This window comes from Psychrobacter sp. TB20-MNA-CIBAN-0197, from assembly GCF_040309765.1.
Taxonomy (GTDB): Bacteria; Pseudomonadota; Gammaproteobacteria; order Pseudomonadales; family Moraxellaceae; genus Psychrobacter; species Psychrobacter submarinus.
In genome coordinates this window covers 1-265 of sequence record NZ_JBEOPC010000738.1, presented here as the reverse complement: position 1 = coordinate 265, position 265 = coordinate 1, and the positions used below count along the sequence as shown (strand labels likewise).

The window sequence follows — 265 nt, the reverse complement described above, 5'->3', positions numbered from 1 at the left end:
ACTGCAAGGAGCGCAAGACCTTCGGCAACGCGCTGATCGACAACCAGGTGATCCACTTCCGTCTCGCCGAATTGCAGACCGAAATCGAATGCCTGCGCGCGCTGGTCTATCAGGCCACCGAGCAGTACATCAAAGGTCAGGACGTCACGCGCCTGGCGTCGATGGCCAAGCTCAAGGCCGGACGCTTGGGCCGGGAAGTCAGCGACAGCTGCCTGCAATATTGGGGCGGTATGGGCTTCATGTGGGACAACCCGGTGGCCCGTGC

The 265-nt window shown here is 61.9% G+C and carries 1 protein-coding gene; it reads left to right on the top strand.

Going from position 1 to position 265, the window contains the following annotated elements; genetic code table 11:
• Window positions 1-265, top strand: a 265-nt coding sequence (locus tag AAEY83_RS15785) for an acyl-CoA dehydrogenase family protein (RefSeq protein ID WP_351060463.1), incomplete at both ends; no start/stop codon positions are given.